The sequence below is a fragment of the Cupriavidus sp. GW823-FHT06D04 genome (assembly GCF_058795055.1).
Genome location: NZ_JBXAHL010000025.1, coordinates 1 through 19,038, shown reverse-complemented (window position 1 = coordinate 19,038; position 19,038 = coordinate 1). Strand labels below are relative to the sequence as shown.

Sequence of the window (19,038 nt, the reverse complement as noted above, 5' to 3'; positions counted from 1 at the left end):
GCCCTTTCTCCACGCCCGCGCGACCACACATCGTCCACAAGAAACGGAGTTGGCGATGCCAATCAAGTCCATCGAGATCATCCTCACGCGAGACGCGCAGTGGGCCCTGGAATACGACCCCGATAACCCGGGACCGGTCTACCCGTCCCGCGATGCCGCGATTGCCGCAGGCCTGCAGCTGGCGATGACCCACGATGCCGTGCTGACGATTCATGGCATCAATGACAAATCGGACGCGTTCGATTTCAGGGAATTGCACACCCCTTTGCTCCATTGATGGTGGTGCTATCAGCGCGCAGTGGAAAGCAACATCCCCAGAATTGGGGATGCCCGGATCGCGTAGCGGCACCATCATGGCATGCGGGCGTACTGCGACTCGCCCGCTACCACTTGTGGCCCTCGTCCTCCCTGGCCGAGGGCTTTTTCTTGGATGACGCACCGGTACAGCGCAGCGTCACCAGGAAAGCGCCGCGCGCTATACCCCCAGCGCCCGGCCATCGCTGCGCGGGTCGTGCGCGCCGCTAAGCTGCCCGCCGGCATCGATCCGGATCGCGCCCGGATGGCCGGCCAGCTGGCTTTGCGCAGGAATCGGGCTCAGCTGATGGCCGCGCGCGGCAAGCTCGCTGAACACCGGCAGGCCGGCATCCTGTTCCAGCTTGAGGCTGTCGCGGCTGTCCGAGAAGGTCTTGCCCAGCAGGAAGCGCGGGCGGCGCAGTGCTGTCAGCGGATCCATGCCGTAGTCGATCATCCGTGTCAGCACCGCGGCCAGTGTCTGCGGCTGGCCATCGGCGCCTTGCGTGCCGTACAGCAGGTGCGGCCGGCCCTGCTTCAGGTAGATGCCGGGATTGAGGGTATGGAATGGCCGCTTGCCGCCGCGCAGCACGTTGGGGCTGGCGGGATCGAGGCTGAACGATGCGCCGCGGTTGTGCCAGAGCACCCCCGTGTCGCCGACGACCAGGCCGCTGCCCCAGTCGAAATAGACGGTCTGCAGCATGCTCACGCAGCGGCCCGCGCGGTCGGCGGCGCCGATGTAGACCGTGTCGCCGGGCCTGAACACATGCGGCCACGCCATGGCGCGGTCCATGCGGATGCGGCGCGCGTGGGCATCGAGATTGGACTTCGACAGCAGCCGGTCCAGCGGCACGTCGACAAAATCGGGATCGGCGACGTAGCGGTTGCGGTCCAGGAACGCCAGCTTCACCGCCTCGACCAGCAGGTGGTAATAGTCCGCGCTGCCTTCCGGGATACTGGACAGATCGAACCGGTCGAGGATGCCCATGATCTCCAGCGTGGTCACGCCTTGCGTGGGCGGCCGCAGGCCGAGCAGTTCGCCATCGCGGTAGGCGACACGCAGCGGCACTTCTTCGCGCGCCTGGCATCGCGCCAGGTCATGTTCGCGCAACGGCGAGCCGGCCTTGGCCAGCCCGGCGGCAAGGCGACCTGCGAGGTCGCCCTCATAGAATTCGCGCCCGCCCTGTGTCGCCACCCGGTCCAGGGTGCGGGCCAGCTCAGGCTGGCGGAACATTTCTCCGGGCCTGGGCATGCGCCCGTCTGGCATGAAGACCTGTTCGAAGCCATCCCAGCCTGACAGGTCCGCCGAGCGGAACTCCTGCCAGAAGCACTGCGACGGCGTGACCGGGAATCCGTTTGCGGCGTACTCGGTGGCCCGCGCCAGCAACGACGACCACGACTGCGTGCCGCCCCACTGGTCCCGGCTGAAGGCAAAGGCTCGGTCCCAGATCGCAACGGTAGCGGCGGCAGTGAGCGCCGCTGCCGGGCCCCGCAGCGGAATGGTGCCGGCATAGCCCGAGGTCTCGGACGCGGCCTGGCCGATGCCGGAGAACGTGCGCACATTACCGCCGCGGTCGCTGACCACCAGGAAGGCGTCGCCCCCCAGGCCGGTAAAGTGGGGATAGGTCACGCTCAGCACCGCGCCGATGGCAATCGCCGCCTCGATGGCGTTGCCCCCGGCCTTCAATACCTCCAGCCCCGCCTGGCTGGCCAGTCCATGCGGGCTCGTGACCATGCCCGCGGACGAATGCGCCAGCCCCGCACGTCCGGATTGCGCCGGCTCCTGTGCCAGTTCCTGCCCGACTGCAGGCAATACCGTGCTGCCCGCCAGCGCGGCCGACCCGGCCAGGAATGCCCGGCGCGACGTGCCGGTGCCGCAAGGATCCACTTCACCCAGAAATTCCATACCCACTTCCCCCGGATACGCGGCGGCCGGCCGACGCTGGCCTTCCCTGCGCGCCGGCAGCCGCGATAATGATTCGATGATGACGCCGGGTCACGCTGCGCCTGGCACGCAAACCCGGCAGGACGCGTCGGCTCAGGCCTCCGTCTTCCAGCCCTGCCATGGGCGTTCGGCAACGGATTCCGGCGCGGCGTAGTGATGCTTGATCCAGGCATAGGCCGGTCCGAGCGCATTCATGGCGATCACCGCGCCGAGCGCGGCAACGGGATCGCCCGGCACCGGGCCGAAGCCGCCGAACAGCGTTGCAAAATACGAGGCAAAGCCAAAGAACATGCCAGGGATGAAGCGCAGCGTGACGAACACGCGTGCGAGGTACATCATCGAAGCGTTGAGCGTGAACAGGATCACCATCTCCGCCACGATCAGCGCAGGCCCGGAGAACTGCTCGGCCGCCTGGCGGAAGCAAAGCACAATGACAAAGGCAAAGAGCGAGCCCACCGGCAGCGTCGGCCAGATCTTCTTCAGGTTCTCCGGCGTGGGACCGCCCATGGCAAAGGTCGCGGCCCAGCTGATGAAGATGGCCCATGGCGGCAGGTGCGAGGCATGCGCGGCGATGGGAACGGTGGTGATGGCAAGCAGTGAGGCCACGACTTCGGCAGGCAGCTTTCTCATGATCGACTCCTTGATGGACGGGGAACGGGCATTGCTGTCAGTGCGGGCAGCACCGGTGCCGATGGATCTCGCAGCGATGCTGCGTGACGACGGTGATCCTGCCGCGCTTGACCACCCACAGCCGCGGCGGGATGTCGATCAGCGCATCGGCCACCTGGAAGGTATCGAGCACGACCAGGTCCGCCTGGCGCCCTACCTTGAGGCCATAGGTGTCGTGCAGGCCGATCGCGCGCGCGGCGTTGTGCGTGCCCATGTCGAGCACCGCGAGCTGGTGCTCGGGCACGCCGAACTGGGCCACGTGCGCCAGCATGTTGCCGATCTGCAGCATGTCGGCCTTGCCGAACGGCGTGAAGGCATTGCGGATATTGTTCGAGGAATACGCCACGTTGACCCCGCCGCTGTGCAGGGCCTTCACCGGCGCCAGCCCGCGGCGCTGGTTCTGGACGTCCGTGCGGCCGCCGAGATAGAGATCGGTGGCGGGCAGCGTGACGATGCTGATGCCGGCCTCGCGGATCTGCTCGATCAGCGGCTGCAGCTGCGCCGCGTCAAGCGCGCCCAGGCTCGTGACATGGCCCAGCGACACGCGTCCCTGGTAGCCGGCTTCGATGGTCTTCTGCGCGATATATGACACTGCGGCAAAGCGCTGGTCGCCGGTGTCGTCGGCAAAATCGGCATGCATGTCGACCGGCGCGTCATAGCGTTGCGCCAGTTCGAAGACCATGTCGATATGGCGCATGGTGTCGACCCAGCTCAGCTCGTTGTACGGGCAGCCGCCGACCACATCGGCGCCCATGTCCATGGCCTCTGTCATCAGCTCGCGGGTGCCCTGCGATTTCAGGATGCCCTCTTGCGGGAAGGCCACGATCTGCAGGTCGAGCAGATCGTGGTACTCCGATTTCAGCTCAAGCAGCGTCTCCACTCCGATCAGCCCCTGGATCAGGTCGACATCGGGATGCGCGCGGATCGCCACCGTGCCGTTCCTGACCGCCATCTCCAGCACCTGGCGCGAGCGGTCCAGCACATCCTGGCGCTGCTGCTTGCTTTTCAGGATGCCGGTGACGCGGATGGCTTCGTCCAGCGTGCCGAAGCGCGCCGGCAGGCGGCGGTGCAGCAGGGCCTTGTCCAGGTGCAGGTGCGCTTCGACCAGCCCCGGGATGACCGCGCGGCCGCCGGCCTCGATCACTTCATGCGCCGGCACGTCGATGCCGGGCTCGATGGCGGCGATGCGGCCGTCGCGGATGGCGATATCGGTCAGGGGCGCGTCGTCGCGAACGCAGGCGTCCCGGATCAGCAGATCCAGCTGCATGGCTTGTCTCCTCAGGTCTTGTTATGCAGGCGAAGTCAGGGCTTCGCTACCTGAAGCGTAGGTGCCGGGGCGGCATCACGGCATCAGGATTGGCTGAATTCGACCTAAGGATTTTCCTAGACGCACCGCAGCAGATCCGCAGCAGGCTAGGCGGCGTCCCCGGCTTCGGCGAGCAGGCCGTGGCGGATGGCGTAGTGCACCAGCCCGGCAGTCGAAGCGATATCCATCTTGCCGAGGATATTGGCCTTGTGGGTGCTCACGGTCTTGGCGCTGAGCGACAGCGCCGCGGCGATCTCGTTGATGCCCTGCCCCTCGGCCAGCATCTGGAACACCTGCAGTTCACGCGCCGTCAGGCGTGCATGCGGCAACATGGCATCCGGCTGCCGAGCCTGGCTGACAAGCTTGTCGGCAATCGCCGGCGAGACCGCGGTACCGCCGCGCGCTACCTTGCGGATGGCACCGAGCAGCTGGTCGGACTCGACATTCTTGGTCAGGTAGCCCGCCGCGCCTGCGCGGATGGCCTGCACCGCATATTGCGACTCGCGGTACATGCTTAGCACCAGGATCGGCAGCGCCGGATGGCTGGCCCGTATCTGCTGGATCAGCAGGATGCCGCTGCGCCCCGGCATAGACATGTCCAGCAGCAGCACGTCCGGCGCCTGCGCGCGCAGCAGCGCCAACACTTCGCAGCCGTCGGCGGCTTCGGCCACCACCTGCATGTCGGGCACGGTGGAGAAGATCTTCTTGAGCCCGTCGCGGATGATGGTGTGGTCGTCGGCAAGCATCAGGCGGATCATCTTGCGCCTCCGTTACCGGCAGCGCCGGCATTGGGGATCTGCGCCTCGACCCGGGTGCCGCCGCCCTTCTCGCTGGTTACCGTCAGCTTGCCGCCCAGCATCAGCGCACGCTCGCGCATCCCCAGCAAACCCAGGCTGCGGCGATGCCCGGCCCTGGACGCATCGATGCCGCGGCCGTTGTCGGCAACCACCAGCCGCAAGGTTCCGCCGGCCTCGCTCAGTTCCACCCGCACGCGATCGGCGCGGCCATGGCGGCAGGCATTGGTCAGCGCTTCCTGCGCGATGCGAAAGACCGCGGTGCTGAGTTCGGCGCTGAGTTCGGCGCTGAGCTCGCCGACGGGCTGCAGCGCGAGCTCGCAGGCGATGCCGCCGCGCTCGGAAAAAGACTCGGCCAGCCACTCGATCGCAGCAGTCAGCCCCAGCTCATCCAGCAGCGGCGGGCGCAGGTCTGCCGCGATGCGCTGCACCGCATCCACCGTCGAATCCGCGATCTGCTTGAGCATCTGCAAATGCTTGCGGCACGCGTCGTCGGCATCGGGGCCCTGCTGCGCTTCGATAAAACTGAGGCCCAGGCGCAATGCCGTCAGGGACTGGCCCAGCTCATCGTGCAGCTCGCGCGAGATCCGGGTGCGCTCCGCCTCGCGCACGGACTGCAGGTAGGCGGACAGCTCACGCAACTGCGCGCGCGAATCCAGCAACTCCTGCTCGGAGCGCTTGCGGTCGGTAATGTCGCGCGAGATGCCGACCGTGCCGACGACCGCGCCGTCCTGGCCCCGAATCGGCATCTTGATGGTATCGAACCAGCGCAGGCTGCCGTCCTGGCCGTGACGGCATTCCTCATAGCGCCGGCGGATGCCGCTGGCCACCACGGCCTTGTCGGTGCCCAGGTAGACCCGTCCCCATTCCTCCGACCATACCTTGTCCGGCGTGCTGCCCAGGATCTCGGCCTCGGACCGCCCGCATGCGGCCATGAAGGCGTCATTGACCAGCACGTAGCGGGAGCCGGCGTCCTTCAGCCAGGCCTGGTCGGGTATGTTGTTCAGGATGGCCCGCTGCAGGTCGACATACGTATCCATGACTTCTCCTTGTCGGGCCTGTGCCTTGTCGGCAGGTGCCCGATTCATGACAGACAAGAATCGATTCATGCCTTGTCCGCATCAGACGGCATGGCCTGCCTGCAGCCCCTCGCAGACTATAGCCAGCCACCGGCGGCAATGCGCTTGTCGTTTTCCTCAATGGCTCGACGAAAGCGAACGGAGGTCCGGATCACAGCGCCTTGCGGCATGGTGTGGGATCAAGGGGCAGTTGGGCAGCCCTTCGTTCCGGTGGCATGAAATCTCTGACCCAGGTTTAAGGCAAGCCTTATGGTTGCCGGAATGCGCCAAACCGATCGTAGTAGGCGTAACTTCAGCCGGCATGCCGGAAAGCCGGAGGGCCGGCCCACAACCTGGCCGTTTGTGCACGCTGCGCATGCCATCACGGCGATCCCTGCCATGAACGGAAAACAACTTATCAGCACCCTGCGCCATTGGCTGGTGGTACTTGCTCTTCTTGCTGTCCCGCATTTCGCTCAAGCGGCCTGCACTTCCACGCCGGCGATGCCATATCTGCAGGCGCTCAGCAACATGGCAGTCGCCGCCAACCTTGCCGTTGGCAGCACCATTCCCGGAACGGTGCATTACTACTCATTCAGCGGCACCTGTGCCTACGTGCCGCCGTATGTGGTGGCCGGCGCTCCCATCATCTCCTGCTACTACCGCAGCGGCACTGAAGTCATGCCTGGCGTCTACTCCACCGGTGTCGCCGGTATCGGCATCCCGCTGCGCAATGCAGCGGGCCAGCCCATGACCAACGCAGCCGGCGTGAACTGCAATACCCTCAGTGCAAACCTTGGCAACCTCGACTCCAACCTGAACTATTCGGCATCGGTACCGGTGGAGTTCGTGAAGACCGGGCCGATCACCTCAGGCAATCTTGATCCCACCCAGACCCGGTTCGGCTTCGGCGTCTACAAGGGCAGCACGGCAGGGGACTGGGTGGCGTCAACAACTACATCGGCTTCAGCGGCAACGTGACACCGCGGGAAATTGCCTGCAACACTGGTCAACCTGCCTGCTATCAGCGCCAAGACGCTCGCAAACCAGGGGCAATGCAGGGACGGGCGGCATGGCCAGCGGCGCCGGCGTCCAGATCGTCAATGCGAGCGGCACCGCGCCCGTTCCGTTGCAGGTGCGCAAAGCGATGAGCAACATCACGGCCAACGTCCCCGCCACATATCGCTTCGGCGCGCGCTACATCGGCCTGGGCGGCACGCCCTCACCGGGGACGGTATCAAGCGCGATGATCTTTACCATGGATTATCAGTAGCGCGCAGGGAAGCCGCACGGCGAAGGACTACAATAGGCGGTTGCAGTCCTTGAAGGCTTTCGCCATGTCTGACCATCCCCGCTTCACCATCAACCGTTCCATGGTCGCCCTGGTCCCGGAACAGCCGTTCCTGGACTGGATCCAGGCGGTCGATCCCCAGCCGGTGGCCGGCCTCACGTTAGAGCAGGTGCGCGAGGACCAGAGCGTGTTCCTGCTGCCGGAAGAACTGGCCGATACGCACGACAATGCCATGCGCTGGGTCGAGAAGCGCTGGCAGGAGTTCTTTGAATTCATGCTGGGCGAGTGGTTCGACGACTCGATGTGGCCCGAGGAACTGTCGCTGCAGATGTTCCGCGAGTGGTTCAGCGTGCGCTACCACTCGATGGTGTTCGACATGGCGCCTGACGTGCCGGTCATGCACGATGACTGGGACGACGAAGACGACGCGTCCGAGATGCTGCACTAGGACGCGGAACAAGAACCCAGCCGGCAGAGCTCCGGCCAGGGTTCCAGCGTCGCCAGCGACGCCTCAAAGGAAGCGGTCGAGGATCTTTCGGCTGTGCTTGTCCAGCGCCATCAGGTCGCGGATCAGGTAGTGGATGCCGTGCGTGTCCGATACCAGCAGCGTGCTGCCGGCCAGGCGCCGGATCGCCTCTTCGCCGCGCAGCACCAACTCGGTCTGGCCGCGATCGGTCTGCACCGTCCACACGCTGGGCGTGGCGTAGGTCGACACGCTGACGATACGCTCGATCTCCGGCATGAACTCGCGCGAGGCGAGTTCCGCTTCGATCATGTCGCGCTCTGCCTGCGGCACATCCTCCAGCCGCGGAATCCACACCACCTCATGCCCGTCGGTGCTCATCAGGCCGATGCCGCCCTGCGGCGCGGAAATCGGGAAGGCGCGCACCGGCACCACGCCTTCGTGGACGGTGCCGTCCTCGGCGATCAGGACCAGGCGGCCGAACGGATTGCGATCTAGCGTAAACATGGGCGTCGGCGTGGTGGCGGGGATGTCATTGGGCATTGGCGGCCTCCAGCGTTTCAACGGCTTCGTCCTCGCCGTCTCCGTCCTCGGTGTCGACATTGCGCGCCTGCGCCTGGTACAGCTTGTAGTACGCGCCTTCGCGCAACAGCAGTTCGTCATGGCTGCCGACTTCGACGATCTGGCCGCGGTCCATCACCACCAGCCGGTCGGCCTTGCGCAGTGTCGACAGGCGGTGCGCGATGGCGATGGTGGTGCGGCCCTGCACCAGGTTGTCGAGCGCCTTCTGGATTTCCTTCTCGGTGGCGGTGTCGACCGACGAGGTGGCCTCGTCCATGATCAGGATGCGCGGATTAATCAGCAGCGCGCGCGCGATCGAGATGCGCTGGCGCTCGCCGCCCGACAGCGCCTGGCCACGTTCACCGACCAGGGAGTCATAGCCATGCGGCAGGCGCAGGATGAACTCGTGCGCATGCGCGGCGCGCGCGGCGGCGATGATCTCTTCGCGCGTGGCGTCGGGCTTGCCGTAGGCAATGTTGTCGGCAATCGTGCCGAAGAACAGGAACGGCTCCTGCAGCACCAGGCCGATATGGCGGCGGTACTCCGACACCGGCAGCGAGCGGATATCGACGCCGTCGACGCGGATCGCGCCCTCGGAAACATCGTAGAAACGGCAGATCAGGTTGACCAGCGTGCTCTTGCCCGAGCCACTGTGTCCCACCAGGCCAATCATCTCGCCCGGCTCGATCGACAGGTTCAGTCCGCGGATCACCGCGCGGTTGCCGTAGCGGAAGCCCAGGTCGCTCATGTCGATGGCGCCCTCGACCTTGTCCAGCTTCGCCGGGCGCACCGGCTCCGGCACGCTCGACACATGGTCGAGGATGTCGAAGATGCGCTTGGCGCCGGCGGCGGCCTTCTGCGTCACCGAGACGATCCGGCTCATCGAATCCAGCCGGGTGTAGAAGCGGCTGATATAGGTCAGGAACGCCACCAGCACGCCCACCGTGATGGCGCTGTGCGACACCTGCCAGATGCCGAACACCCACACGATCAGCAGGCCGATCTCGGTCAGCAGCGTGACCGTAGGCGTGAACAGCGACCATACCGCGTTGACGCGGTCGTTGATCGCCAGGTTGTGCTTGTTGGCCTCGCGGAAGCGCGACACCTCACGCTTTTCCTGGGCAAAGGCCTTGACCACGCGGATGCCGGGGATGGTATCGGCCAGCACATTGGTGATCTCGGACCAGATCCGGTCGATCTTCTCGAAGCCGTGGCGCAGGCGGTCGCGCACCAGGTGGATCATCCAGGCGATGAACGGCAGCGGCACCAGTGTGACCAATGCCAGCCACGGGTTGATCGACACCAGGATCACCGCCGTCATGACGATCATCAGCACGTCGGTGGCAAAGTCCAGCAGGTGCAGCGACAGGAAAACGCAGATGCGGTCACTTTCCGAACCAATGCGCGCCATCAGGTCGCCGGTGCGCTTGCCGCCGAAATATTCCAGCGACAGCTTTAGCAGGTGTTCGTAGGTTGTTGTACGCAGATCGGCACCAATGCGCTCCGATACGCGCGCCAGCAGGTAGGTGCGCGCCCACCCAAGCGACCAGGCCACCAGCGCCGCGCCCAGCAATCCCGCCAGGTACAGGCGCACGAGGCCGTAGTCGATCGGCACGCCGTTCTGGAACGGGATCAGCACCTTGTCCATCAGCGGCATGGTCAGGTACGGCGGCACCAGCGTGGCCGCGGTGGACAGCAGCGTCAGCAGGAAGCCCGCCAGCAGTTGCCATTGGTAGGGCCGGGCAAAGCGCCACAGGCGCAGCAGCGCCCAGGTCGAGGGCGGGGTTTCCAGCTCCCGACTGCATTGAGGGCACTGCTCCTCGTCAGGGGGCAGCGGCGCCTTGCAGGTCGGGCACAGCACCTCGCCCGCCTCGCCGGCCGGGCGCGCGCCGGCGGCGTCGCGCTGGGCTTCGAACTGGTCAGCCAGCCGCAGCGCGGCCGGATTGTAACCAAGCGTATATCGCCAGCTGGCCAGCCGGCCCTCCGGACCGCTCAGTTCCAGCGCGCCCACGCCCGCGTGGTCGGTGTGCGACAGGCGCAGGGTGGGCGCGATGTTCCATTCCCGCACATTTTTTTCACCGGGAGCCCGGGCAACGATGCGCTGGTCGGTCACAACCAGCCACCCTTGGGTAAAATGCAGCTTCGCGTCGAGGTCCAGAGCCAGTCCGGCCAGGACGGTCTCGCCGGGTCGGAGCCACGATCCGGATTCAGCCCGCCAGGGCTCGTCGGCAGCAGGGGCGGTAGGGACAGGCAGGGAGGACTGGGTCATGGATGGCGCGGCGTGCGTCCAGGGGTACGGACATAACTTGAAACAAATTTAGGCCGGGCACGCTCTGGCGGCCCGCGAATTCGCCCGCAGTATACATAACGACGAACGCGCGGGTACTCCTGATGCACTGCACAATCACTTTTACACGAAGAAAGTCAACCCGCTCTGTGCTGTAACGTTACTGAAAGGTTAGGCTTCCATTTCTCGGGCGGTTCCGCCCACTGCCTCAAGCTAATTCAATGAAAAAGAAGGACATTGAGATTTTCGATGTCATGTCGCTGCGCGGCCCGAATATGTGGACATATCGGCCCGTACTGGAGGCATGGGTCGATATCGGGGAACTGGAGGACTTTCCCTCCAACACGATTCCGGGGTTCTACGAGCGCCTGTCGGCCTGGCTGCCGTCGCTGATCGAGCATCGCTGCAGCATCGGCGAGCGCGGCGGCTTTCTGCAGCGCCTGAAGGAAGGCACCTGGCCCGGCCATATCCTGGAACACGTGACGCTTGAGTTGCAGAACCTGGCAGGCATGCCCGGCGGCTTCGGCAAGGCGCGCGAGACCCCGGTGCGCGGCGTCTACAAGGTGATCGTGCGCGCCTGGCACGAGGAAGTCACCCGCGTCGCACTGTTCACCGCCCGCGACCTGGTCATGGCCGCGATCGAGGACCGTCCCTTCGACGTCCCCGCCGCCGTGGACAACCTGCGCCGCCTGGTGGACGAGCATTGCCTGGGCCCCAGCACCGCCTGCATCGTCGATGCCGCAGACGACCGCGAGATCCCGGCGATCCGCCTGTCGGACGGCAACCTGGTGCAGCTCGGCTACGGCGCGCGCCAGCGCCGCATCTGGACCGCCGAGACCGACCGCACCAGCGCCATCGGCGAAAGCATTTCGCGCGACAAGGACCTGACCAAGAGCTTGCTGGAATCCTGCGGCGTGCCGGTCCCTGAGGGCCGCATGGTCGATTCCCCGGCCGACGCCTGGGACGCCGCCGAGGACATCGGCGTGCCGGTGGTGGTCAAGCCCTATGACGGCAACCACGGCCGCGGCGTGTTCACCAACCTGATGACCCGCGAGGAAGTCGAGACCGCTTACGGCGTGGCCATCGACGAAGGCAACGGCGTCATCGTCGAGCGCTTCATCCCCGGCAACGAGCACCGCCTGCTGGTGGTGGGCGGCCGCCTGGTGGCCGCCGCCATGGGCGAGACCGCGAGCGTGGTCGGCGACGGCAAGTCCACCATCGACGAGCTGATCGAGCTGCAGATCAATTCCGATCCGCGCCGCGGCACCACCGAGGACCATCCGCTGAACCGTGTGCGGCTGGACTCGGCCGCGCGCCTGGAACTGAAGCGCCAGGGCATGGACGCCAGCACGGTCCCGCCCGAAGGCCGCTCGGTGCTGATCCAGCGCAACGGCAACGTCGCCTTCGACGTCACCGACCGCGTGCACCCGAGCGTCGCCGCGCATGCGGCGCTGGCCGCGCGCGTGGTCGGGCTGGACATCGCCGGCGTGGACCTGGTGGCCGAGGACATCTCGCGCCCGCTGGCCGAGCAACGCGGCGCCATCGTCGAAGTCAACGCCGGCCCCGGCCTGCTGATGCATATCAAGCCGGCCGAAGGCACGCCGCGCCCGGTGGGCCGCGCCATCGTCAACCACCTGTTCCCTGAGTCCGATGACGACCAGGGCCGCATCCCGGTGGTGGGCGTGACCGGCACCAATGGCAAGACCGTGGTGGCGCGCCTGGTGGCGCGCCTGCTGCAACTGTCGGGCAAGCATACCGGCCTGGCCTGCAGCGACGGGCTGTTCCTGGACCGCCGCCAGGTGGAAAGCGGCGACCGCGCCAACTGGGAATCTGGCCATCGCATCCTGATGAACCGCGCGGTCGAGGCCGCCGTGTTCGAGAACGACAGCGGCAGCATCCTCTCCGAAGGCCTGGTCTACGACCGCTGCCAGGTCGGCGTGGTCACCAATTTCGACCAGCCCGACCACCTCGGCGACTACTACGTCGAGGACGAGGACCGCATGTACAACGTGCTGCGCACGCAGGTCGACGTGGTGCTGGAGACAGGCGCGGCCGTGCTCAACGCGCGCGACGAACGCCTGGTGGAGATGGCCGGGCTGTGCGACGGCGACGTGATCTTCTTCGGCCTGACGCCGGAGCTGCCCGCGATCGTGTCGCACCGCGCCGCCGGCAAGCGCGCGGTGTACCTGCGCGAAGGCAAGATCGTGCTGGCCATCGGCAGCAGTGAAACCGCGCTGGTGGACGTGGCCGCGGTGCCGCTGACCTACGCCGGACGCGTCGCGTTCCAAGTCGAGAACGTGCTCGCGGCCGTGGCCGCGGGCTGGGCGCTGGGCATTTCCAACGACCTGATCCGCGCCGGCGTGGTGACCTTCGATGTCGGCCAGGTCGACGTGCCGGGCCGCTTCACGCTGTTCGAGCGCAACGGCGCCACCGTGGTGATCGACGACGCCCACAACGCGCCCGCGCTGGAAGCACTGGCGACCGCGCTGGACCGCTTTCCGGCCGAGCGCCGCATGGTGGTCTACGGCGCCGGCGTGCAGCGCCGCGACGAAGACCTGGTGCGCCAGGGCAAGGCACTGGGCCAGCATTTCGACCGCGTCTTCCTGTGCGAGGACCGCAGCGTCAAGCGCGCCCTGCCCGATGCCGAGGCGCGCGCGCTGCTCAAGCAGGGCATGTACGAAGGCCGGCGCGTAACCAAGATCATCGACGAAGGCACGCGTGCCAGCGCCATTGAAACCGCCCTGAGCCAGTTGGTGCCGGGCGACCTGCTGGTACTGCAGTGCGACGAGGCCGCCACCGGCGCCACCGTCGACCTGGTGCACCACTGGATGGGCCAGCCTGCGCGCCGCGGCTGACGCGGCCCCAAGCTCAACCGCGCATAGAAGACACGGAAACCGTTCTATGGAAGTCTCACGTATCCGGGCCCTGCGGGGCCCGAACCTGTGGTGCCGCCACACCGCCATCGAGGCGATCGTGGCCTGCCAGGATGCCACCAACATGCTGTCGGCGCTGCCCGGCTTTGAAGACCGGCTGCGCGCCCGTTTCCCTGAGATCGGGCCGCTGCGCCCGGACGAGGAATCGGGCGAGCTGTCGCTGGCCCACGTGCTGGAAGTGACGGCGCTGCGCCTGCAGGCCGCCGCCGGCTGCCCGGTCACCTTCAGCCGCACCGCGCAGACGGTCGAGCCCGGCACCTACCAGGTGATCGTGCAATACAGCGAGGAAGAAGTCGGCCGGCTTGCATTCGAGCTGGCCGAGGCCCTGTGCCGCGCCGCGCGCAACGACACCCCATTCGACCTCGCCGACGCGCTGCACCGCCTGCGCGAGCTGGACGAGGACGTGCGCCTGGGGCCGAGCACCGGCTCCATCGTCTACGCCGCGGTGGCGCGCGGCATTCCCTACCGGCGACTGACGCAGGGCTCGATGGTGCAGTTTGGCTGGGGCAGCAAGCAGCGCCGCATCCAGGCCGCCGAGACCGACCGCACCAGCGCCGTGGCCGAATCGATCGCGCAGGACAAGGACCTGACCAAGACCCTGCTGCACGCCGCCGGCGTGCCGGTGCCGCTGGGCCGCTCGGTGCGCAGCGCCGAAGAGGCCTGGGCCGCCGCGCAGGAAATCGACGCCCCGGTGGTGGTCAAGCCGCGCGACGGCAACCAGGGCAAGGGCGTGGCGGTGCGCATCCGCACCCGCGAGGAAGTGATGACGGCCTATGAGGTCGCCTCGGACATCAGCTCGGACGTGATCGTCGAGCGCTATATCCCGGGCCATGACTTCCGCCTGCTGGTGGTCGGCAAGCAACTGGTGGCGGCCGCGCGCCGCGATCCGCCGCAGGTCATCGGCGACGGCGTGCATACCGTGCGCCAGCTGGTCGAGGAAGTGAACCGCGACCCGCGCCGCGGCGAAGGCCATGCGACCTCGCTGACCAAGATCCGCTTTGACGATATCGCGCTGGCCACGCTGGCCAAGCAGAACCTGACCGCCGATTCCGTGCCGGCCAAGGGCACGCGCGTGGTGTTGCGCAACAACGCCAACCTGTCCACCGGCGGCAGCGCCACCGACGTGACCGACGACGTCCACCCGGACATCGCCGCGCGCGCCGTGGCGGCGGCGCAGATGGTAGGCCTGGACATCGCCGGCGTCGACGCCGTGTGCGAGACCATGCTCAAGCCGTTCGAGGAACAGGCCGGCGGCATCGTCGAGGTCAACGCCGCGCCGGGCCTGCGCATGCACCTGCAGCCGTCGTACGGCAAGGGCCGCGCGGTCGGCGAAGCCATTGTCTCGACCATGTTCTCCGATGGCGACGATGGCCGCATTCCGGTGGTGGCCGTGTCCGGCACCAACGGCAAGACCACCACGGTCCGGCTGATCACCCACATCATGGCCACCAGCGGCCTGCGCATGGGCATGACCGGCACCGACGGCGTGTATGTCCAGGGCGAGCGCATCGACACCGGCGACTGCAGCGGCCCGCGCAGCGCGCGCAACGTGCTGCTGCACCCGGACGTGGACGCCGCCGTGTTTGAAACCGCGCGCGGCGGCCTGCTGCGTGAAGGCCTGGCATTCGACCGCTGCGACGTGGCGGTGGTGACCAACGTGGGCGAAGGCGACCACCTGGGCCTGTCCTTCATCAACTCGGTGGAAGACCTGGCGGTGCTCAAGAGCGTGATCGTGCAGAACGTCGCGCCGCACGGCATGGCGGTCCTGAACGCGGCCGACCCGATGGTGGTGCGCATGGCCGACGCCTGCCCCGGCAGTGTCACCTTCTTCGCGCACGACCCCAACCAGCCGGCCATGGCCACGCACCGTGCGCAGGGCAAGCGCGTGGTGTTCGTGGACGGCGCCGACATCGTCGTATCCGAAGGCGATACCGAAGTGCGCATCGCACTGGCCGAGATCCCGCTGACGCGCAACGGCACCATCGGCTTCCAGGTCGATAACGCGATGTCGTCGATCGCCGCCGCGTGGGCGCTGGGCATCGACTGGTCGACTATCCGCCGCGGCCTGGCCACCTTCGTCAACGACGCGCAGACCGCCCCGGGACGCTTCAACGTGTTCGACTACCGCGGCGCCACGCTGATCGCCGACTACGGCCACAACCCGGATGCCATCCTGGCACTGTGCAGCGCTGTCGAGACCATCCCCGCCAAACGGCGCGTGGTGGTGATCAGCGGCGCGGGCGACCGCCGCGACGACGACATCCGCCGCCAGACCCAGATCCTGGGCGGCGTGTTCGATGAAGTCATCCTGTACCAGGACCAGTGCCAGCGCGGCCGCGCCGACGGCGAGGTGCTGGCGCTGCTGCGCGAAGGCCTGCAGGGCGCGCAACGCGCCGGCCAGGTCGAGGAGATCCGTGGCGAGTTCCTCGCCATCGATACCGCGCTGTCGCACCTGCAGCCGGGCGACCTGTGCCTGGTCCTGGTAGACCAGGTGGAAGAGGCGCTGGGGCATATCGCCAGCCGCATCGCGCAGGGCTGACCGGCCCGGCGATAAAAAAGGCCAGCTCCGCGGAGCTGGCCTTTTACTTTGTAGCACCGATCAGTGTCGCCCGGGCAGCGACAAGCGCCGCTCCAGCATATGCTGCACGCCCGACAGCCCCGTGCTCAGCACCCAGTAGATGGCCGCCACTGCCAGGTACAGCGGCAACGGCTGGTAGGTGGCCGCGATCACCTCCTGCGCCGTGCGCAGCAGCTCGGTCACGGTGATGACCGATACCAGCGAGGTGTCCTTGATCAGGCTGATCAGGCTGTTGGACAGGCTCGGCACCGCCAGCCGCAGCGCCTGCGGGCCGACCACGTAGCGCAGTGCCTGCACCGGCGTCAGGCCCAGGCTGTAGGCTGCCAGCCATTGGCCGCGCGACACGCCCAGGATGGCCCCGCGCATGCTCTCGGACAGGTAGGCGCCGACATTCAGGCTCAGCGTCAGCACGCCCGCGGGCGTGGGCTCCAGCGCGATGCCGATGCCCGGCAGCCCGTAGTAGACGACAAAGATCTGCACCAGCAGCGGCGTGCCGCGCATGATGCTGACGTAGGTGCGCGCCACCGCCTTGAGCACGCGGCTATGGCTGATGCCCATCAGCGCCACCACCGTGCCCAGCATCAGCCCGAACACCATCGACCATAACGCGAACTTGATGGTCAGCAGCGTGCCCTGCAGCAGTACGGGCAGAGAATCGGTGACAAGCTGGAGAGCGGACATGGGCGTGGCGGCGGCAGAAGAATGAAAAAGAAAGCGGCGCGGCAGCCATGCAGGCCGCGGCGCCGCGACATGATACCGCCCGGCTTGCTGGCCGGCTTACCTGACTGGCTTTCCTGACTGTTTTACTTGATTGGCTTACCGGCGGGCCTGGTCACGTCGGTGCCGAACCACTTCACCGAGAGCTTGCCAAGCGTGCCGTCCTTGGCCAGGTCATCTAGCGCGTGGTTGATGGCCTGCGCGAACTTGGGGTTGTCCTTGCGGAACGGGATGGCCACCTGCGTGGTGGCACCCGCCACGATTGCGCCCTGCCGCAGCGGCAGGTTGGCGGTCTTGACCAGGTAGGCGACCATCAGCCGGTCGTTCAGCGCGGCGTCGACGCGCTGTGCCGCCAGGTCGCGCAGGTACTCAGGCGCGCCGGGATAGGTCTTGACGTCGATGCCCGGCACCGACTTGGCCAGGTCGTTGAAATTGCTGCCCAGGCTGACGCCGAGCTTGTGCCCCTTCAGGTCTTCCAGCGACTTGAACTGGCGGTTGTCGTCCTTGCGCTGGATCAGCTGCGCATCCGAGTAAACGTAGGGCGTGGAGAAGTCCAGCACTTGCTGGCGCTGAGGCGTGACGTTGACCTGGTTGACGATCACGTCGAACTTGCCAGCCTGCAGGCCGGCAATGATGCCGCTCCACTCGGTGGTGACGAACTCCGGCTTCACGCCCAGCTTGCCCGCCACCGCACGCGCCACGTCCACGTCAAACCCTTCCAGCTCGTTCTTCGCGCCGCGGAAGCCGAACGGCGGATACGTGCCCTCCAGGCCGATCTTGAGCACGCCGGCCTGCTTGACGGTATCGAGCAGGTCGGCGGCCTGCGCCGCGGTGGACGCCAGCCCGGCGCCGGCAAGCAGCGAGGCAGCCAGCAGGGATTTGAGCCAACCAGTACGAATCGATCGCATATGTTCTCCAGTGGATGCGGATAAGCAGTGTGGGGTCAGACAGCGCCGGAGGCCGCTTGTGAGGGCCGCCGGCCAGTTGTGCTGCTATGAGCCTATATCGGGCTCAACACTACCGCAAACACTATCGAGTGCTAAATATCGATTCATTATGGCTAAATAACCGCCGGGCCTGATGCCATCCCGGCGGTGGCGCCCTGCTCTTACTGGTAGGCCTTGTCGTTCGGCGCCGCGAACAGCGCTTTCATGTCGGCCGACAGCGGGTAGTTCATGTTGATGCCGCGCGGCGGGATCGGCGACATGAACCACTTGTTGTACAGCTTCTCGGCACGGCCGCTGGTCTGCAGGTCTGCGATCACGCCGTCGGCCAGCTTCTTGAACGAGGGATCGTCCTTGCGGAACATGCAGGCGTAGTTCTCGGTCTGCAGCGGCGCGCCGACCACCACCCAGTCGCCCGCGCTCTTGGCCTTGGTGCGCTCGCCATACAGCAGCGGCTCGTCCATGACGAAGGCAGCGGCGCGGCCGGTCTCCAGGATCAGGAAGGACTGGCCGTGGTCCTTGGTGCTGATCAGGTTCATGTTCATGGCCTTCTCGCCGTTCATCTTGACCAGCAGGCGCTCGCCGGTGGTGCCGGCGGTGGTGACCACGTTGCGCTCCTTCAGGTCGGCGAACTCCTTCACGCCCGAATCCTTTTTGGTCAGCATCTTGATGCCGTATACGAACAGGCTGTTGGAGAACGCCACCTGCTTCTGGCGCTCCAGGTTGTTGGTGGTGCTGCCGCATTCGATGTCGATCGTGCCGTTCTGCACCAGCGGGATGCGGTTCTGCGAGGTGATCGGGGTCAGTCGCACCTGCAGGCCGGGCATCTTCAGTTCGCTCTTCACCTTGTCGACGATCTGCAGCAGGATCTCGTGCGAATAGCCCATGACCTCCTTGCCGTCGGTGTATGAGAACGGGATCGACGATTCGCGATAGCCAAGCGAGATCACGCCGCTGTCCTTGATCTTCTTCAGCGTGTCGCCATCGGCGGCCTGGGCGGCGCCGGCGGTCAGCAGCAGCGTGGCGGCCGCAAGCGCGTGGCGGGTGGCGGATCGGTGGGTGTGCAGTGATTTCATCAGATTTGCTCCGAGAAGCCTCGCCATTCAAGGCGGGGAGTGAAAGGGGCGCCGCCGAGAGGCGGCATTCCCACGTTAGAATGAGCGGCATGATTCGTGTCTACCGCTACCGGGTGAAGTCGCTC

General features: G+C 66.5%; 16 protein-coding genes. 6 read left to right on the top strand and 10 right to left on the bottom strand.

Going from position 1 to position 19,038, the window contains the following annotated elements; genetic code table 11:
• Nucleotides 1–55: 55 nt before the first annotated feature.
• Entirely contained in the window at nucleotides 56–277 is a 222-nt protein-coding gene (locus AC1Q7H_RS25750; RefSeq protein WP_013955839.1) for a hypothetical protein, read from the top strand.
• A gap of 198 nt (nucleotides 278–475) precedes the next feature.
• Here the strand turns inward: AC1Q7H_RS25750 and AC1Q7H_RS25745 are convergent, their stop codons facing one another.
• From AC1Q7H_RS25745 to AC1Q7H_RS25725, 5 genes are all read right to left on the bottom strand, one after another.
• Nucleotides 476–2,197, bottom strand: a complete 1,722-nt coding sequence (locus AC1Q7H_RS25745) for a gamma-glutamyltransferase family protein (RefSeq protein WP_013955838.1) — start codon at nucleotides 2,195–2,197, stop codon at nucleotides 476–478.
• Between the two features lie 132 nt (nucleotides 2,198–2,329).
• Nucleotides 2,330–2,866, bottom strand: a complete 537-nt coding sequence (locus tag AC1Q7H_RS25740) for a DUF1097 domain-containing protein (RefSeq protein ID WP_114132327.1) — start codon at nucleotides 2,864–2,866, stop codon at nucleotides 2,330–2,332.
• Between the two features lie 37 nt (nucleotides 2,867–2,903).
• Nucleotides 2,904–4,172 (bottom strand): amidohydrolase family protein, encoded by a 1,269-nt coding sequence (locus AC1Q7H_RS25735; protein ID WP_492379715.1) that lies wholly within the window; start codon nucleotides 4,170–4,172, stop codon nucleotides 2,904–2,906.
• A gap of 146 nt (nucleotides 4,173–4,318) precedes the next feature.
• Nucleotides 4,319–4,969, bottom strand: coding sequence for a response regulator (locus AC1Q7H_RS25730; protein ID WP_013955835.1), 651 nt, complete (start codon nucleotides 4,967–4,969; stop codon nucleotides 4,319–4,321).
• Nucleotides 4,966–6,045: a sensor histidine kinase gene (locus AC1Q7H_RS25725; protein WP_492379714.1), complete on the bottom strand. Its 1,080-nt coding sequence runs from the start codon at nucleotides 6,043–6,045 to the stop codon at nucleotides 4,966–4,968. The genes AC1Q7H_RS25730 and AC1Q7H_RS25725 overlap by 4 nt, the downstream gene beginning before the upstream one ends.
• A 417-nt stretch (nucleotides 6,046–6,462) precedes the next feature.
• Here AC1Q7H_RS25725 and AC1Q7H_RS25720 point away from each other — a divergent pair, with 417 nt between their 5' ends.
• The 3 genes from AC1Q7H_RS25720 (at nucleotide 6,463) to AC1Q7H_RS25710 (ending at nucleotide 7,802) form a co-directional block, all read left to right on the top strand.
• A complete protein-coding gene (locus tag AC1Q7H_RS25720; RefSeq protein WP_492379713.1) occupies nucleotides 6,463–7,044 on the top strand; it encodes a hypothetical protein in 582 nt (193 codons plus the stop codon).
• A 91-nt stretch (nucleotides 7,045–7,135) separates the two neighbouring features.
• The gene (locus tag AC1Q7H_RS25715; protein ID WP_492379712.1) at nucleotides 7,136–7,336 is read left to right on the top strand and encodes a fimbrial protein; all 201 of its coding nucleotides are present in this window, start codon (nucleotides 7,136–7,138) and stop codon (nucleotides 7,334–7,336) included.
• Nucleotides 7,337–7,400: 64 nt separating this feature from the next.
• On the top strand, nucleotides 7,401–7,802 hold the full coding sequence (locus tag AC1Q7H_RS25710; RefSeq protein ID WP_013955832.1) for a hypothetical protein: 402 nt from the start codon (nucleotides 7,401–7,403) through the stop codon (nucleotides 7,800–7,802).
• A gap of 63 nt (nucleotides 7,803–7,865) precedes the next feature.
• On the opposite strand, the gene AC1Q7H_RS25705 is transcribed toward AC1Q7H_RS25710, so the two are convergent.
• Nucleotides 7,866–8,360 carry a cyanophycin metabolism-associated DUF1854 family protein gene (locus tag AC1Q7H_RS25705; RefSeq protein WP_013955831.1) on the bottom strand — a complete coding sequence of 165 codons (495 nt, stop codon included), beginning with the start codon at nucleotides 8,358–8,360 and terminating at the stop codon, nucleotides 7,866–7,868.
• On the bottom strand, nucleotides 8,350–10,647 hold the full coding sequence (locus tag AC1Q7H_RS25700) for a cyanophycin metabolism-associated ABC transporter (RefSeq protein WP_013955830.1): 2,298 nt from the start codon (nucleotides 10,645–10,647) through the stop codon (nucleotides 8,350–8,352). Before AC1Q7H_RS25700 ends, AC1Q7H_RS25705 begins: the two co-directional genes overlap by 11 nt.
• A gap of 239 nt (nucleotides 10,648–10,886) precedes the next feature.
• Between AC1Q7H_RS25700 and cphA (AC1Q7H_RS25695) the strand changes: the two genes are divergently transcribed.
• Nucleotides 10,887–13,520: a cyanophycin synthetase gene (gene cphA / locus AC1Q7H_RS25695; RefSeq protein WP_153955015.1), complete on the top strand. Its 2,634-nt coding sequence runs from the start codon at nucleotides 10,887–10,889 to the stop codon at nucleotides 13,518–13,520.
• A 46-nt stretch (nucleotides 13,521–13,566) separates the two neighbouring features.
• Complete coding sequence (gene cphA / locus AC1Q7H_RS25690) at nucleotides 13,567–16,137, top strand: cyanophycin synthetase (protein ID WP_013955828.1); 2,571 nt, start codon at nucleotides 13,567–13,569, stop codon at nucleotides 16,135–16,137.
• A gap of 60 nt (nucleotides 16,138–16,197) precedes the next feature.
• Here the strand turns inward: cphA (AC1Q7H_RS25690) and AC1Q7H_RS25685 are convergent, their stop codons facing one another.
• The 3 genes from AC1Q7H_RS25685 to AC1Q7H_RS25675 all read right to left on the bottom strand — a co-directional run bounded on the left by AC1Q7H_RS25685 (nucleotide 16,198) and on the right by AC1Q7H_RS25675 (nucleotide 18,913).
• On the bottom strand, nucleotides 16,198–16,857 hold the full coding sequence (locus tag AC1Q7H_RS25685; RefSeq protein WP_013955827.1) for an amino acid ABC transporter permease: 660 nt from the start codon (nucleotides 16,855–16,857) through the stop codon (nucleotides 16,198–16,200).
• 122 nt (nucleotides 16,858–16,979) lie between these two features.
• A complete protein-coding gene (locus AC1Q7H_RS25680; RefSeq protein WP_013955826.1) occupies nucleotides 16,980–17,801 on the bottom strand; it encodes a transporter substrate-binding domain-containing protein in 822 nt (273 codons plus the stop codon).
• A gap of 200 nt (nucleotides 17,802–18,001) precedes the next feature.
• Nucleotides 18,002–18,913, bottom strand: a complete 912-nt coding sequence (locus tag AC1Q7H_RS25675) for a glutamate/aspartate ABC transporter substrate-binding protein (protein WP_492379711.1) — start codon at nucleotides 18,911–18,913, stop codon at nucleotides 18,002–18,004.
• Between the last annotated feature and the right edge of the window lie 125 nt (nucleotides 18,914–19,038).

Coding starts and splice junctions, on each gene's coding strand:
- AC1Q7H_RS25750 (WP_013955839.1), top strand. CDS start 56: ATGCCAATCAAGTCCATCGAGATCATCCTCACGCGAGACGCGCAGTGG.
- AC1Q7H_RS25745 (WP_013955838.1), bottom strand. CDS start 2,197: ATGGAATTTCTGGGTGAAGTGGATCCTTGCGGCACCGGCACGTCGCGC.
- AC1Q7H_RS25740 (WP_114132327.1), bottom strand. CDS start 2,866: ATGAGAAAGCTGCCTGCCGAAGTCGTGGCCTCACTGCTTGCCATCACC.
- AC1Q7H_RS25735 (WP_492379715.1), bottom strand. CDS start 4,172: ATGCAGCTGGATCTGCTGATCCGGGACGCCTGCGTTCGCGACGACGCG.
- AC1Q7H_RS25730 (WP_013955835.1), bottom strand. CDS start 4,969: ATGATCCGCCTGATGCTTGCCGACGACCACACCATCATCCGCGACGGG.
- AC1Q7H_RS25725 (WP_492379714.1), bottom strand. CDS start 6,045: ATGGATACGTATGTCGACCTGCAGCGGGCCATCCTGAACAACATACCC.
- AC1Q7H_RS25720 (WP_492379713.1), top strand. CDS start 6,463: ATGAACGGAAAACAACTTATCAGCACCCTGCGCCATTGGCTGGTGGTA.
- AC1Q7H_RS25715 (WP_492379712.1), top strand. CDS start 7,136: ATGGCCAGCGGCGCCGGCGTCCAGATCGTCAATGCGAGCGGCACCGCG.
- AC1Q7H_RS25710 (WP_013955832.1), top strand. CDS start 7,401: ATGTCTGACCATCCCCGCTTCACCATCAACCGTTCCATGGTCGCCCTG.
- AC1Q7H_RS25705 (WP_013955831.1), bottom strand. CDS start 8,360: ATGCCCAATGACATCCCCGCCACCACGCCGACGCCCATGTTTACGCTA.
- AC1Q7H_RS25700 (WP_013955830.1), bottom strand. CDS start 10,647: ATGACCCAGTCCTCCCTGCCTGTCCCTACCGCCCCTGCTGCCGACGAG.
- cphA (WP_153955015.1), top strand. CDS start 10,887: ATGAAAAAGAAGGACATTGAGATTTTCGATGTCATGTCGCTGCGCGGC.
- cphA (WP_013955828.1), top strand. CDS start 13,567: ATGGAAGTCTCACGTATCCGGGCCCTGCGGGGCCCGAACCTGTGGTGC.
- AC1Q7H_RS25685 (WP_013955827.1), bottom strand. CDS start 16,857: ATGTCCGCTCTCCAGCTTGTCACCGATTCTCTGCCCGTACTGCTGCAG.
- AC1Q7H_RS25680 (WP_013955826.1), bottom strand. CDS start 17,801: ATGCGATCGATTCGTACTGGTTGGCTCAAATCCCTGCTGGCTGCCTCG.
- AC1Q7H_RS25675 (WP_492379711.1), bottom strand. CDS start 18,913: ATGAAATCACTGCACACCCACCGATCCGCCACCCGCCACGCGCTTGCG.